The sequence below is a fragment of the Rathayibacter sp. AY1C1 genome (genome assembly GCF_002932105.1).
In the GTDB taxonomy this organism is placed as follows: Bacteria; Actinomycetota; Actinomycetes; order Actinomycetales; family Microbacteriaceae; genus Rathayibacter.
Genome location: NZ_PSWH01000001.1, coordinates 41712 through 55677, shown reverse-complemented (window position 1 = coordinate 55677; position 13966 = coordinate 41712). Strand labels below are relative to the sequence as shown.

Sequence of the window (13966 nt, the reverse complement as noted above, 5' to 3'; positions counted from 1 at the left end):
CCGGGAGGAGCACCGTGGAGGAGCAGCGCACCGAGTTCGACGACGCCGACCTGGTCACCGGCGAGGCGATCGCGCTCGAGGTGCCCGTCACCTCGTTCGTGCTCCGCGCGGTCGGCGCGATCATCGACCTGATCGCGGAGCTCCTGCTCGCGCTGGGCCTGTTCCTGCTGGTCTCCTCCCTCTCCGGGGACGGCGGCCTCGACCCCGCCGCCTCGGCCGCCGTGGCGATCGCGGCCCTCGTCATCGCCGTGGTGATCGTGCCGGTCACCGTCGAGACGGCCAGTCGCGGCCGCTCGCTCGGGAAGCTCACCGTCGGCGCTCGCGTCGTCCGCGACGACGGCGGTTCCATCGGCTTCCGGCACGCCCTCGTGCGCGGCCTCACCGGCGTCCTCGAGATCCTGATGACCTTCGGCGGGCTCGCCGCGGTCGTCGGCCTCCTCTCGCGCCGATCGCGCCGTCTCGGCGACGTCCTCGCGGGCACGCACAGCCAGCTCGAGCGCGTTCCCCGCGCGGAGCCGCTGGTCGTCGAGATCCCGGAGCCGCTGCGGGGCTGGGCCGTCACGGCGGACACCGCGCGCCTCCCCGACGCACTGGCGCGCCGACTGGCGCAGTTCCTCCGTCAGCGCCACGGCATGACGGAGCCCTCGCGCTCGCAGCTCGCCGCCGCGCTGGCCGACGAGACCGCGGTCCACGTCTCCCCGCTGCCCGCCGCGCACGCGGAGGACTTCCTCCTCGCCGTGGCGGCCCTCCGCCGGGCGCGGGAGGAGCGCGCCCTTCTCCTGTCCGACCAGCGCCTCGAGCGGCTGGCCCCGGTGCTCTCGAGCACGCCGCGCGGCTTCCCCGAGCGGCCCTGACGCGCGCGGCAGCGGCCTAGGCGGGCCCCGCGCCGTAGCGGACGGTCTCCCAGCCGCGCGGGACGAGGAGCCGCCGGTCGTGCTCGGCGCAGAGGTCGTAGCCGTGCGGATCCGGCGCAGGACTCAGCGGCCCGACCGCCACCAGCGAGTCGCGGTAGTCGTAGGTCAGCGTGACGACGGCCTGCGCGCGGCAGCCCGTCCGCGAGCAGTGCCGTCCGGTCATCGCCGCCCACAGTAGCAATAGGCTGGAGCCATGCCCCGTGCTCGTCGTTCCGCCGCTCGCCCGACGAGCGGGTCGCGCGGAGGCTCCCGCGACCGGCACGGCCGCGGCGCACGAGGGCCGATCACCGGTCCGCACCTCCCCCTGCTGCAGACCCGCTCCGACTTCTTCGAGGCGACGATCGGCTCGGCCTTCGACTACCTCCGCGGCACCTGGCCGGAGGAGCTCGCCGGCATCCGCGTCGACGTCGCGGCGACTCCCGACGTCGACCCCGACCGGCTGCAGGGCACGGGCATCGCGCGGTGGCGCGTCGACCACGCCGCGCGCCGCATCACGCTCTACCGTGTGCCGATCGAGCGCCTGGCGAAGCTGCACCGCCGCGACGAGTGGCACCAGCGCATGCTGATCGAGAGCTACGTGTTCCGCGCCGTCGCGGAGCTGCTCGGCCGCGACCCGTGGGACATCTCCCCGGACCGCTACCGGCACCCCTGAGGCGCCGGCAGCTCTGAGGCGCCGGCACCGCCGAGGCGCCGCCGCCCCGCGTCTCAGTGCGAGTAGACCGTGATCGGCGAGGAGAGCGGTCCCGGCGGGACGATCGTGTACGAGGCGATCCGCCCGTCGCGCGCGATCGAGACCGAGGCCTGCACTGGCTGGGTGCTGCTGACGACCGCGCCGTCGCCGTCCAGCGGGGTCGCGAGAGCCGCGAACGGGCCGAGCTCGAGCGTGCGGGTGCCGCCCGGGGCCTCGATCTCGACCGAGGCGGTCGAGTCGCTGCCGTTGACCAGGTGCAGCCGCGCGTCGCCCTCGCCCGTGCCGGCGACGCCGAAGGGCGTCGTGGTCGCGGTGCCGGAGGCGAACCAGGCGAAGTCCGTGCCGGCCGAGCCGGTCGAGGTCGTCCGCCCCGCCGCGACGATCGGCTGATCGGCCCGCAGGACGATGCGGTAGGAGCCGTCCGCCAGGCCCGTGAGCGGGACCTCGCCGACGAGGCCGGCGGGGACGACGACCTGGGTGGAGGCGCCCGACCCGCTCGGGTCCTCGTTGGTGACCTCGACCGAGACCGTGCTGTCGGCGTCGCCGGGGGTGAGGATGCGCAGCACGGGGCTGCCCGCGCCGCCGCTGCCGTCGTCGCTCGCGGTCTCGGCCGGAGGCGACGTGACGGTGAAGCCGGCGATCACGGCGAGCGTGTCCGGGCCGGCGGAGGGGCCGGTGGTCTCGACGCCCTCCGGGGTGAGGCCGGAGATGGCGCTGCTCTGCATGCTCGCGGCGACCTCGCCGCCCCGGGCGGTCACGTGCACGACGGGCTGGACGACCCCGGGGGCGAGCCCCGCGAGCGGGAGCGCGCGGACCGCTCCGGCCGGAACGACGATGCCCGTGGCGCCGGTGGCCTGGACGGTGCCGGTCTCGGAGAAGAGCGTGAGGTCGACGGTGGAGGCGACCTCGCTCGGGTTCGCCAGGATCAGCACGGAGGTGCGCCCGACGTCGGTCGAGCCGGCCACGAGCCAGCTGTCGGCCGAGGGCTCGGCGCAGGCGCGGGCGGACAGTCCGGAGAGGGTGTCCGTGCCGATGGCCTGGACGGTGGCTCCACCGGGAGCGGGGTCGGAGCCCGCGGGCACGCTCAGACCGGTGATGCCGGTGCCCGGTGCGGCGACATCGTCCTCGTCGAGGACCGTGGGGTCCGAGGTGGAGCCCTCGGGCCGGACCGCGGTCGCCGCGCCGTCGAGGGCGCGCAGCTGCTCCGGCTCTCCGGCGTCGATCAGATCGCCGCCGCAGACCAGCGAACTGTCGGCCGCGACGGGCGTCACGACGACGCCCTCCGCGGCGCTCGAGACCAGGGGGGACGGGAGGAGCTGGGGCACGACCACGGCGGCCGCGGCGATCACGACTCCGGCCGCGCCCACCGCACCGCGCAGGGCCGTCCGGCGCCGACGGGCGGCCGAGGGTGCGCGATCGGGCGTCGAGGCCGCGGCGCGATCGGCGCGGCGCTCCGCGCGGGAGCGGCGGGCGGAGGACTCGGGCATCTGCTTCTCCTGGTCGGCGGGGTCAGACATCGTCGTTCCCGTCGTCGAACTGGCCGGTGGCCTCGCCCGGCTCGTCGTCGATCCCGGCGACCGCGCCGCTGGAGCGGCCCCGCTCGAGCGAGAGCCCGGTGGGCACCGCCAGCAGGAGGGCGACGACGAAGATGAGGAGGAGGGCGATCGTGTAGGCGATCCCGAAGGGCCCGACCACGCCGGACGGAGCGGCCTCGGTGCGGGTCCCCTCGGTGTCGACGGCCGTCCAGAGGAGTCCGTAGCGGGTGTCGCCGACGGCCGAGAACGCCGCGTTGCCGTCGAGGGAGACGGCCGCCCGCGCGCGCACGGCGGCGGCCGCGTCGCCGACCTGGGTGCCGGCCGGCTCGGTCAGCACGACGAAGCGCACGCCGAGGCTCTCGAGCGCGGAGGGGACGTCGTAGCCCGTCCGCGAAACGAGGTTGCCCGCCAGCTCGTCGATCGCGTCCGTGCTCTCGGCGCCAGTGTTCGCGAGGGTCGACTGCTGGTCGAGGGTCGCGCCCGCTCCGCGCTCCAGCCGGGCGAGGACGCCGCCGTCCGCCTGCGGGACGAGCACGATCGTGCCCACGCGCGGGTCGTTCCGGGCCTCGGCCGCCACGTAGGCGGGGAGCGAGCGGTCCGACGTGGTCGACACCGACGTGCCGGCGCCGGTCGGGAAGGCCACCACGAGCGGACCGACCAGTGCTGCCGCCGCGGCCGTGACGACGAGCGCCGGCACCACGCGCACCGAGCGCACGGGGGCGAGCGAGAGCGACGCGCCGATCACCAGGCCGAGCCAGTAGAGGCTGAGACCGGTGCCGCTCCAGACGGAGACCGCCTCGGAGCCGGTGGTCGCGACCTGCACGCCCTGGGCGAGCGAGGCCGTCACGAGACCCGCCGCCGCGACGCCGACTCCGCCGAGGGCCGAGAGGTTGTTCGGGAGGAGGAGGGCGGCCAGCGCCGCGACGATCAGCGGCACGACGAGCACGGCCGTGACCAGCGGGGCGGCGGAGGCGCCGATCCCCAGACCGCCGAGGAACGCGAGCCATCCGTCGGGCAGACCGGCCGGGAAGCCGGCGAGCAGCGCGACGAGGTCCGCCTGCGCGGAGGGCAGCGGGACGCCCGGATCCGCGAGGACGCCGAGCCAGTCGCCCCGCGGTGCGCGGGCGACCACCAGCGGGAAGAGGAGGACGGCCGCGGGGATCGGCAGGCCGAGGAAGCGGCCGATCCGCCGCCCCGAGGTGGCGACGACGACGAGCCAGATCACCAGGAGCGGCACGGCCAGCACCGGCGCGCACGCGACGACGGCCGCAGCCAGGATCGAGGCGCTCGCGGAGGCGGACCAGGAGCGGTACGCGCCGAACCCGGCGAAGAAGAGCCAGGGAAGCAGCACGTGCACCAGCAGCGGGGCGGGGCGCCCGTCGGCCTGCGCGGCGAAGAAGGCGGGAGCGAGGATGTAGACGAGGGCTCCGGCGGCGCGGGCGGTCGCGCGCGGGGTGAGCCGCGCGATCATCAGCCAGGCGCCGAGGGCGGCAGCGGGGAGCGCGACGAGATAGAGCAGCACCATCGAGTAGCTGGGCGACCAGAAGGTCAGCGAGCCGAGCACGGCGAGGACGGCGGCGAACGGGTCCGCCGCGCCGATGAACCCCGAGCCGAGGTCGCGCCAGCCGTAGGCCGCGTTGCGCCACAGCTCGCCGACGGTCGGCGAGAGCGTCAGCAGACCGCCGCCGCTGAGCGCGGGAGCAGCGAGGAGCGGCGTGTAGACCACCAGGCCGGCGAGCGCGGCGATGAGGACGACCCACACTCCCCCGCCCTGGAAGAAGTGCAGCGGATGGCGGTCCCGCCCGGCCTGCACGCGCACGGCGTCGTGGCGCACCGAGCGCAGCTGCCGCACCACGTCCAGCGGGATGCGCAGCGGCGCGACGGCCTTCCAGCCCACGTTCTTCGACGAGCGGAGAACGGTGCGGGCCCGCAGCACCTTCGTCCCCCCGAAGGCGACGACGAGGGCCGCCAGCAGCTCCCCTCCGACCAGCCCGGGCTGCTTGCGCAGCAGGCGCACGACTGCGCGGCCGATAGCCAGGGGGACGAGCGAGAGCCAGTGCAGGAGGAGGAGCGCGACGGGCGCGTAGGCGAGCCGGCGGTGCAGCTGCGCGGTGCGGTGCTGGCGCGCGCGGCGCCGCTCCCCGCTGTCGATGCGGCGGCCGTCGGGGCGCTGCAGCCCGATGCGGGCGGTGGTGACGCGGGCGTCCGGCACGCGGCTGACCCGGTGCCCGGCGAGCCGGGTGCGGATCGAGAAGTCGAGCGCGTCGTCGACGACCGGCAGGCCGGGGTCGAAGCCGCCGAGCTCCTCCCAGAGGGAGTGGCGCACGAGCATGCCGCCGGCGGCGACGGCCAGGACGTCGGGCGTGGAGTCGTGCTGGCCCTGGTCGAGCTCGTCCTCGACGAGGTGGACGGTCGTGCCGTGCTTGGTGATCGACTCGCCGTAGCTGCGGATGTAGCCGGAGCGCGTCCAGTCCATGATCTTGGGACCGGCGACCGCGACGGAGGGGGCGACCTCGACGGCTCCCAGCAGCGCCGCGAGGGCGCCGGGCTCGGGGGCGGAGTCCTGCGCGAGCAGCCACAGCCACTCGTCCTCTCCGGCCGGCGGCTGCATCACGCGGACAGCGCGGGCCACGGCCTGGCCGAAGGGGAGGTGCTCGGCGACCTGCACGAGCTGCGTCGGACCCCAGGACGCGAGGAGCTCGTCGGTCGCGTCCTTCGAGCCTCCGTCGACGAACACCGTCGCGTCGGGCTGACGGGTCTGCGCCCGCAGGGCCGCGAGGGTTCGTTCCAGATAGGCCGCGCCGTTGCGCGCGACGAGGACGGCGGTGACTCGTGGATACATCGCGGACCACCCTAAGCGATGCCGCCGCGCCGCCCGCCTGCGGCTCGCCGCCCCGTCGGTCGGGTCGCGGTGAGGAGGGGACTAGGCCCGGCGGCGCAGCTTCCGGCGCTCGCGCTCGGAGAGGCCGCCCCAGATGCCGAAGCGCTCGTCGTTCTCGAGCGCGTACTCGAGGCACTGCGCCCGGACCTCGCACGAGGTGCAGATCTTCTTGGCGTCGCGGGTCGAGCCGCCCTTCTCGGGGAAGAAGGCCTCGGGGTCGGTCTGCGCGCACAGCGAGTCGACCTGCCAGGAGAGCGCGCCCCCCGGCGCCTCGGTCGCGGTGTCGATACCGGGTCGGACCCCGGGCACGCCCAGACGGACCGGATCGACGAACCAGTCCTCGGGGACTCCGGAGTGCTGTTCCGGAAGCGTCATGCCGTCTCCTACCCCGCCTGCGAACCGATGATCGGCGGCCGCTCCTCCCGGAGCCGCTGCCTAGGTAATTACAGCGGTGTCATTCGCTCAGGTCAAGTCGCGGACCATAAACCCTCAACCCGCCGTGGAGGGTTCACGACACACCGGCGTGTCGCGAACGTGAGATCCGGTCAGGCGGTCGCGGCGCTCCGTGCGCGCCAGGCGCTCTCCACCATCTCGGCGACGGTGTGCCGCATCTCCCAGCCCAGGTCGCGGGCCGCCGTCTCACCGGAGGCGACGATGCGGGGCGGATCGCCCGGCCGCCGCGGGGCGACCTCGGGCGTGAAGGCGATGCCGGTGCTGTCGGCGATCGCGCGCATGATCTCCCCGACGGAGGCCCCGGATCCGCTGCCCAGGTTGTAGACCGGGTCGATCGGCTCGCTCGTGGCCAGGCGGCGCGCCGCGGCGACGTGCGCGAGCGCCAGGTCGGCGACGTGGATGTAGTCGCGGACGCAGGTGCCGTCCGGCGTCGGGTAGTCGTCGCCGTTGATCCGGGGCGTGCGGCCGTCCAGCAGAGCCTCGAAGACGAGGGGGAAGAGGTTGTGGGGGCTGGTGTCGTAGACGTCCGGGTAGCCGGACCCGACGACGTTGAAGTAGCGCAGGGAGGCGTGCCGGACGCCGTGCGCCCGCCCCGCGTCCGCGAGCAGCCACTCGCCGATCAGCTTCGACTCGCCGTAGGGCGACTCCGGGCTCTTGGGGGTGTCCTCGGTGACGATCTCGACGTCGACCGCGCCGTAGACGGCAGCGCTCGAGGAGAAGACGATCGAGGAGACCCCGGCGCGCTCCATCGCCGCCAGCACGCGCATGGTGCCGGTGACGTTCTGCTCGTAGGTGTGCAGAGGGCGCTGCACCGAGACTCCGGCGTACTTGAACCCGGCGACGTGGACGACGCCCTCGATGTCGTGCTCGGCGAGCACGCGGTCGAGCAGGGCCTCGTCGAGGATCGAGCCCTGGTGGAACGGGACGCCCTCGGGCACGAACGACGCGTGCCCCGAGGAGAGGTCGTCGAGGACGACGGGGTCGATGCCCTGCTCCGAGAACGCGCGCACCACGTGCGCCCCGATGTACCCGGCTCCCCCGGTGACCAGCCATGCCATGTGGATCCTCCTCGGTGCGGGCCCGCGACTCCGCGCGCCGGAAGACACCCTAGCGGCGGGGATCGACGGCGTGGATAGGCCGGATGACGACGGGTGGCGATATCCTGCCGCCGTGCTCCGCTCCGTCGCCCTCCTCGCCCTGCCCGGCCTCGCGCCGTTCGAGTTCGGGGTCGTCTGCGAGGTGTTCGGGATCGACCGCGGCGCCGACGGAGGGCCCGCCCTCGACTTCCGGATCGCCACTCCCGATCCGGGCCCCGTCCGCACGAGCCTCGGATTCGACCTGCTGATCGCCGATGGTCTCGACGCGGCCCGGGACGCGGACCTGATCGCCGTCCCCGCCCACGGCCGCGGGCCCGCCGACGAGCGGGTCCTCGACCTCCTCCGCGAGGCTCACGAGCGCGGCGCGTGGATCCTCAGCGTCTGCAGCGGGGCCTTCACCCTGGCGCAGGCGGGCCTGCTCGACGGCCGGCGCGCGACCACCCACTGGATGCACGCCGCCGAGCTCGCCCGGCGCTTCCCCTCCGTCACGGTGGACCCCGAGGTCCTCTACGTGCAGGAGGGGCGCATCGTGACGAGCGCGGGCACCGCGGCCGGCATCGACGCGGCGCTGCACGTGGTGCGCGAGGAGCTGGGCGCGACGGCGGCGAGCGTCGTCGCCCGGCGGATGGTCGTGCCCCCGCAGCGCCACGGCGGGCAGGCGCAGTACCTGCGGACCCCCGTTCCCGAGGCGCGCGCGGACTCGCTGGCCGAGGTCACCGAGTGGATGCTGGAGCACCTCGACGAGGACCTCTCGATCGAGGCGCTGGCCCGGCGCGCCGTGATGGCCCCCCGCACCTTCGCGCGCCGCTTCCGGGCCGACCTCGGCACGACTCCGCTCGCCTGGCTCACCCGCCAGCGCCTCCTCCGGGCGCAGGTGCTGCTGGAGGAGACGGAGCTGACCCTCGAGGCGATCGCCGCGCGGGTCGGCTTCGGCACGGCTGCGGTGATGCGCCACCACTTCACGCGCGTCCTGCGGACCACGCCGGCGGCCTACCGCCGCACGTTCGCCGCCTGAGCGGGCGGCACCGGGATCGCTGGAGGAGTCAGACCGTCGCGACGAAGAGCCTGCCCCGTCCGGTGACGGCGAGGGCGCCCTCCGACGGCGTCACGAACACACTGCCGCCGCGCTCGACGCGGACCGAGCCCTCGGCGCCCTCGAGCGAGAACGAGCCCTCGGTCGCGATCGCGATGGCGGGTCCGTGCAGGGCGACGCGGGCCGGCGTCTCCGACTCCGGCTCCACGACGGCGAGCACGAAGTCGGGGACGTCCGGACGGTAGACGCGCACGCCCGATCCGGCCTGCTCGGCCGGGAGGTAGGGCACGGGCAGCGGCGAGAACTCGAGGACGCTCACCAGCTCGGGCACGTCGATGTGCTTGGGCGTGAGGCCCCCGCGCAGCACGTTGTCGGAGGCGGCCATCAGCTCCACGCCCGTGCCCGCGAGGTAGGCGTGGATGTTGCCTGCGGGCAGGTAGAGCACCTCGCCGCGGGCGAGGCGGACGCGGTTGAGCAGGAGCGAGAGCACGATTCCGGGGTCGCCCGGGTAGCTCTCGGCCAGGTCCCGGACCGTGGTCGTCTCGAGGCGGTCGTCGCCCGCGGACGCCGCGACGACCGCGGACACCAGCGCGGCGACCTCCGCACGGTCGCCGTCGGCGAGCAGCCACGACACGGCGCCGCGGAGGACCTCCGAGGGCTCGCCCTCGAGCGTCCGGGCGAACCGCGCGATCGCGGCCGCCTCCTCCGCCGGGGCGCGCCCGGCCAGCTCGGCGAGCAGCGCCCGGGCGTCCGCCGGCTCACGGAAGCCGCAGAGCGCGTCGAAGGTCTCGCTGAGCGCGTAGATCAGCTCGGGCTTGTGGAACGGGTCCTTGTAGTTGCGATCGGCGGCGTCGCGGGGGATGCCGGCCTCCTCCTCCTCGACGAACCGGCGCCGGGCCCGCTCGGACGAGGGGTGGGCCTGGAGCGACAGCGGCCCGCCCGCGGCGAGGATCTTGAGCAGGAACGGCAGACGGGGAGCGCCCGAGACCGGATCGACCGACCCCTCCACTCCGGCGAGCGCCGCCTCGGGGTGCTCGCCGATCCACTCGGCGAGCGTGCCGGCGCCGACCGAGGCGGGGTCGAGGATGCGCGCGGGCGAGCCCGGGTGCGCGCCGAGCCAGAGCTCGGCCTCGGGGGCGCCGGAGGGCGCGGTGCCGAGGGCCTCCGAGATGCCGGTGAGCGAGCCCCAGGCGTAGTCGCGGGGGGTGTTGCCGATCGGGATGAACACGGGAGCGCTGGCCTTCCGTCCGAGGGGTGGGTCCGAGCCGCTCAGCCGGACGCGCCGGGGCCGCTCCGCTGCGACGCTAGCAGGATCCACAACGCGGGCCCGGGAGGAGGGCCCGCCTGTTGGTGCTCTCCGCCAGAGGACGCGGCACTCGCAGGCGCGCTTCGTACGCTGGGAGTCGCAGCACTGTCGCCGTCGGAGCGGTCGCCGTGCCGCATCCGACGAGCGAGGGAGCACAGAGCATGGACAGCACGACCTTCGAGACCCTGGGGGCCGACTTCTACGGGTTCGAGGCGGCGCTCACGCCCGCCGAGAAGGAGCTGCTGGTCGGCGTCCGCGCGTTCCTCGAGGAGCAGGTGCGGCCGATCGCCGACGAGTACTGGGAGCGCGCGGAGTTCCCGCGGCAGCTGATCCCCGCGATCCACGCCACCGGCGTCATCGGCCTCTCCTGGCCCGAGACCCGCGCGATCGAGAACTCCGCCGTGTTCCGCGGCTGGGTGGCGCTCGAGCTGGGCCGGGTGGACGCGGGCATCGCGACCTACGTGGGCGTGCAGAACGGCCTGGTGATGGGAACGGTCGGCGTCGCCGGCTCCGAGGAGCAGCGCGCCGAGTGGCTGCCGAAGCTCGCCTCGGGCGAGGTCGTCGGCGCCTTCGGCCTCACCGAGCCGCACTCCGGCTCCGACTCCGCCCAGGGCCTGCGCACCACCGCCCGCCGGGACGGCGACGACTGGATCCTCGACGGCGAGAAGCGCTGGATCGGCAACGCGACCTTCAGCGACGTGACCGTGATCTGGGCGAAGGACGCGGAGGACGGCCAGGTGAAGGGCTTCCTCGTCCCCACCTCGACGCCGGGCTACCGCGCCACCGCCATCGCGCGCAAGCAGAGCCTGCGCACGGTGCAGAACGCCGACATCGTGCTCGAGGGCGTCCGCGTCCCGGAGTCGCTGCGCCTGCAGGGCGCGAACTCGTTCCGCGACACCGCGAAGGTGCTCCGGCTCACCCGCGCCGAGGTCGCCTGGCAGGCCATCGGCGTCGCGATCGGCGCCTACGACGCGGCGCTGCGCTACGCGAAGGAGCGCGTGCAGTTCGGCAAGCCGCTCGTCGGGCACCAGCTGGTGCAGGACCTCCTGGTCAAGAGCATCGGCAACATCACGGCCAGCATCGCCCTGGCGACCCGCGTGTCCGAGATGCTCGACGCCGGCGAGCAGCGCGACGAGCACTCCGCCCTCGCGAAGGCCTACGCGACGGCCCGGATGCGCGAGACCGTCGCCTGGTGCCGCGAGGTGATGGGCGGCAACGGCATCGTCCTCGACTACGGCGTCGCCCGCTTCTTCGCCGACGCGGAGGCCCTCTACTCCTACGAGGGCACCCGCGAGATGAACACGCTGATCGTCGGCCGCTCGATCACCGGCACCGCCGCGTTCGTCTGAGCCTCCCCGGCCGGGGAGCGAGCGGCGGCGCGCCCGGCACGCCGCCGCGCCGCCCCCGCTCCCTAGACTGGTCGCCATGATCCGACGCGCCGCCCCCGCCGCTCCCCGAGGGCTCGCGGTGGCGGTGCTGGCCGTGCTGCTGGCCGGCCAGTCGCTGCGGAACCTCGCCGGATGGTGGGGCTGGGGCGTCGTCGTCGCGCTGCTCCTGGGCGCCTCGATCGCCGTGCTCGTCCGCGCCCGCCCCCGCCCGCGCTGGGCCCGCACGCCGAAGTCGCTGGTCCTCTTCCTCGGGCTCGCGGTGCTCTCGCTGCTGTGGTCCGCCTATCCGGGAGCGAGCGCGATCGGAGTCACGGCGCAGCTCGCGACGACGCTCGGCGGCGTCGTCCTCGCCGTCACGCTGAGCAGCCGGGAACTGCTCACGGCTCTCGGACGGGCCCTGCGCCTCTCCGTCGGCCTCTCGCTCCTCTTCGAGCTCGTGATCGCGGTCGTCGTGGAGCAGCCCGTCCTGCCGTTCGGCGTCGAGCCTCCCGCCGACGGACCGACGCCCGATGCCTTCTACTGGTCGCAGGCCGCCCTCTTCACCGGCGAGCCCGTCCAGGGGATCGTCGGCAACCGCAACCTCCTCGGCTTCCTCGCCCTGCTCGGCCTGATCGTGATCGCGATCGAGCTGGCGGCCCACTCGATCCGGCGCCGCTGGGGGGCGGTCTGGGTCGCCCTGTACGTCGCGACCCTCCTGCTCACCCGCTCGGCGACCGTCCTGCTCTGCCTCGTCGCCGTCGTCCTCGCGGCCGCGTTCGCGCTCTGGGCTCGCCGGAGGGGCGAGTCCCGCCGCCGTCCCGTCTACCTGACCGCCGCGGGGCTGGCGGTGGCCGCCGTCGCCGGAGGCGCCGCGGGCTGGGGCGCCCTCCTCGGCCTGCTCGGCAAGAGCGAGGACGCCACGGGCCGCCTCGACATCTGGGACTCGGTGATCGCGCTCACGCTGCAGCGCCCGGTCCTCGGCTGGGGCTGGGTCAGCTACTGGGCTCCCTGGGCCGCCCCGTTCGACACCCTCGCCGAGCGCAAGGGCGTGCTCTACCTGCAGGCCCACGACGCCTGGCTCGACGTCGCCCTCCAGCTCGGAGCGGTCGGCCTCGTCCTCTTCGCGGCGCTCGCCGTCTCGACGCTGTGGCGCTCCTGGTTCCGCGCGGTCGACCGCCCGCGGCGCGACGCGACCTCGACCCTCCCCTACACGGCCGTCAGCCTCGCTCCGCTGCTGATCGTGGTCGCCCTCCTGGCGCAGTCGCTGTTCGAGAGCCGGATCCTCATCGAGGGAGGCTGGCTGCTCCTCGTCCTCTTCGCAGTGCAGACCAAGCGGCCGGCGAGCGAGACGCCCGAGGTCCTCGCCGCGACCCCGCTCCCCCTCGCCGACGCCTCCCCGAGGCGATGAGGCCCCGCCGCCCCTCGCTCCCCGCCTCCGTCGCCGACGCGACGGCGTCCCCGCAGTTCGCGGCGGCCCTCGCGCAGACCACTCTCGTCACCGTCCTCTGCGCCCCGGCGGTCCGCGGGCTCATCGGCTGGCCCGGCTACATCGCCGCCGTCGCCACGCTCACCGCCCTCGCCGCGGTCATGCTCGTCCTGCGGCGCGGGCGGCTCGACTGGGAGGGCCTGCTGCCCACGAGCATCCTGGTGTTCCTCGGCTGGATCGCGCTCAGCGTGCTGTGGAGCGACTACACCTGGGCCACGGTCTCGAGCGTCGTCTACCAGTTCGCCCTGGCGTTCCTGGCGATCGCGATCGGCCTCACGCGCGACATCATCCAGATCATCCGCTCGGTCGGCGACGTGCTGCGGGTCGTGCTGATCGCCTCGCTGGCCGTGGAGGTGCTCTCGGGGGTGCTGATCGACCAGCCGCTGCGCTTCCTCGGCGTGGAGGGCCTGCTCGCGGTCGGCGGGCCGATCCAGGGACTCGTCGGCACGCGCAACCAGCTCGGGCTGGTCTGCCTGCTGGCGATCGTGACGTTCTCGGTGGAGCTGATGACCCGCTCCGTCGCCCGCGGGCCGGCCGTCGCCTCGATCGCCCTCGCCGCGGTCACCCTCCTCTTCACGCGCTCCGCCGTGAGCGCGGGCGTGCTCGCCGTGGCCGTCGTCGTCGCCCTCGCTCTGCGCTGGGTGCGCCACGGCGACGGCACTCACCGCCGTCGGCGGCAGGTCGCGGTGCTCGGCGTCGCCGCCGCGGCCTCCCTCACCGTGTGGCTCCTGCGCTACCGGGTGATCGAGCTGCTGAACGCGGGCAGCGAGTTCGAGTTCCGGCTGCGGCTCTGGCAGCAGGTCTGGCGCTTCACGGACCTCGCTCCGATCGTCGGCTGGGGCTGGGTGGGCTACTGGCGGCCCGACCTCTACCCCTTCACCGCCATCGACTACCTCTCGGGCCGCCCGCACTCGTCGAGCCTCAACGCGCTCTTCGACGTGGCCCTGCAGGTCGGCGCGGTCGGGGTGGTCCTCTTCGTCGTGCTGATCGGCCTCGCGCTCTGGCGCTCCTGGCTGATCGCCTCCGAGCGCAAGGCGGTCGTGCACGTCTGGCCGGTGCTGGTGCTGACCGTGCTGATGGTCACCGCGCTGGCCGAGAGCTCGATCCTGCTCGACGCCGGCTGGCTGCTCGTGGTGCTCTGCGCGATGCGCGCGGCTCAGGGACTGAGCTGGCGTCGGCTCCTGCACCCGCGGGACTGACCGG

12 protein-coding genes are annotated in these 13966 nt (G+C 74.6%); 6 read left to right on the top strand and 6 right to left on the bottom strand.

What is annotated here, in order from left to right:
* Nucleotides 1–14: 14 nt before the first annotated feature.
* Entirely contained in the window at nt 15–854 is an 840-nt protein-coding gene (locus tag C5C71_RS00240) for an RDD family protein (RefSeq protein WP_104336900.1), read from the top strand.
* Between the two features lie 16 nt (nt 855–870).
* On the opposite strand, the gene C5C71_RS00235 is transcribed toward C5C71_RS00240, so the two are convergent.
* Nucleotides 871–1077: a DUF3499 family protein gene (locus C5C71_RS00235; protein WP_104224141.1), complete on the bottom strand. Its 207-nt coding sequence runs from the start codon at nt 1075–1077 to the stop codon at nt 871–873.
* Nucleotides 1078–1107: 30 nt separating this feature from the next.
* On the opposite strand from C5C71_RS00235, the gene C5C71_RS00230 reads away from it, so the two are divergent.
* Nucleotides 1108–1566 carry a metallopeptidase family protein gene (locus tag C5C71_RS00230; RefSeq protein ID WP_104224142.1) on the top strand — a complete coding sequence of 153 codons (459 nt, stop codon included), beginning with the start codon at nt 1108–1110 and terminating at the stop codon, nt 1564–1566.
* A 53-nt stretch (nt 1567–1619) separates the two neighbouring features.
* Here the strand turns inward: C5C71_RS00230 and C5C71_RS00225 are convergent, their stop codons facing one another.
* The 4 genes from C5C71_RS00225 to galE all read right to left on the bottom strand — a co-directional run bounded on the left by C5C71_RS00225 (nt 1620) and on the right by galE (nt 7532).
* A complete protein-coding gene (locus C5C71_RS00225; RefSeq protein ID WP_146076848.1) occupies nt 1620–3122 on the bottom strand; it encodes a DUF5719 family protein in 1503 nt (500 codons plus the stop codon).
* Nucleotides 3115–5982, bottom strand: a complete 2868-nt coding sequence (locus C5C71_RS00220) for a glycosyltransferase family 2 protein (protein WP_104336899.1) — start codon at nt 5980–5982, stop codon at nt 3115–3117. The genes C5C71_RS00225 and C5C71_RS00220 overlap by 8 nt, the downstream gene beginning before the upstream one ends.
* 81 nt (nt 5983–6063) lie before the next feature.
* Complete coding sequence (locus C5C71_RS00215; protein WP_104224145.1) at nt 6064–6396, bottom strand: WhiB family transcriptional regulator; 333 nt, start codon at nt 6394–6396, stop codon at nt 6064–6066.
* A gap of 170 nt (nt 6397–6566) precedes the next feature.
* Complete coding sequence (galE, locus tag C5C71_RS00210; protein ID WP_104224146.1) at nt 6567–7532, bottom strand: UDP-glucose 4-epimerase GalE; 966 nt, start codon at nt 7530–7532, stop codon at nt 6567–6569.
* Nucleotides 7533–7644: 112 nt separating this feature from the next.
* Between galE and C5C71_RS00205 the strand changes: the two genes are divergently transcribed.
* Nucleotides 7645–8586 (top strand): GlxA family transcriptional regulator, encoded by a 942-nt coding sequence (locus C5C71_RS00205; protein ID WP_104324131.1) that lies wholly within the window; start codon nt 7645–7647, stop codon nt 8584–8586.
* A gap of 28 nt (nt 8587–8614) precedes the next feature.
* Here the strand turns inward: C5C71_RS00205 and manA are convergent, their stop codons facing one another.
* Complete coding sequence (gene manA / locus C5C71_RS00200; protein ID WP_104324132.1) at nt 8615–9832, bottom strand: mannose-6-phosphate isomerase, class I; 1218 nt, start codon at nt 9830–9832, stop codon at nt 8615–8617.
* A 239-nt stretch (nt 9833–10071) separates the two neighbouring features.
* On the opposite strand from manA, the gene C5C71_RS00195 reads away from it, so the two are divergent.
* From C5C71_RS00195 to C5C71_RS00185, 3 genes are all read left to right on the top strand, one after another.
* Complete coding sequence (locus C5C71_RS00195; RefSeq protein WP_104324133.1) at nt 10072–11259, top strand: acyl-CoA dehydrogenase family protein; 1188 nt, start codon at nt 10072–10074, stop codon at nt 11257–11259.
* A gap of 76 nt (nt 11260–11335) precedes the next feature.
* Nucleotides 11336–12685, top strand: coding sequence for an O-antigen ligase (locus tag C5C71_RS00190; protein ID WP_104336898.1), 1350 nt, complete (start codon nt 11336–11338; stop codon nt 12683–12685).
* Entirely contained in the window at nt 12682–13962 is a 1281-nt protein-coding gene (locus C5C71_RS00185; RefSeq protein ID WP_104336897.1) for an O-antigen ligase, read from the top strand. Before C5C71_RS00190 ends, C5C71_RS00185 begins: the two co-directional genes overlap by 4 nt.
* Nucleotides 13963–13966 lie beyond the last annotated feature (4 nt).

Bases quoted from the DNA above. Each gene is read 5' to 3' on its own strand.
- C5C71_RS00235 (WP_104224141.1), bottom strand. From the start codon at position 1,077: ATGACCGGACGGCACTGCTCGCGGACGGGCTGCCGCGCGCAGGCCGTC.
- C5C71_RS00230 (WP_104224142.1), top strand. From the start codon at position 1,108: ATGCCCCGTGCTCGTCGTTCCGCCGCTCGCCCGACGAGCGGGTCGCGC.
- C5C71_RS00225 (WP_146076848.1), bottom strand. From the start codon at position 3,122: ATGTCTGACCCCGCCGACCAGGAGAAGCAGATGCCCGAGTCCTCCGCC.
- C5C71_RS00220 (WP_104336899.1), bottom strand. From the start codon at position 5,982: ATGTATCCACGAGTCACCGCCGTCCTCGTCGCGCGCAACGGCGCGGCC.
- C5C71_RS00215 (WP_104224145.1), bottom strand. From the start codon at position 6,396: ATGACGCTTCCGGAACAGCACTCCGGAGTCCCCGAGGACTGGTTCGTC.
- galE (WP_104224146.1), bottom strand. From the start codon at position 7,532: ATGGCATGGCTGGTCACCGGGGGAGCCGGGTACATCGGGGCGCACGTG.
- C5C71_RS00195 (WP_104324133.1), top strand. From the start codon at position 10,072: ATGGACAGCACGACCTTCGAGACCCTGGGGGCCGACTTCTACGGGTTC.
- C5C71_RS00190 (WP_104336898.1), top strand. From the start codon at position 11,336: ATGATCCGACGCGCCGCCCCCGCCGCTCCCCGAGGGCTCGCGGTGGCG.
- C5C71_RS00185 (WP_104336897.1), top strand. From the start codon at position 12,682: ATGAGGCCCCGCCGCCCCTCGCTCCCCGCCTCCGTCGCCGACGCGACG.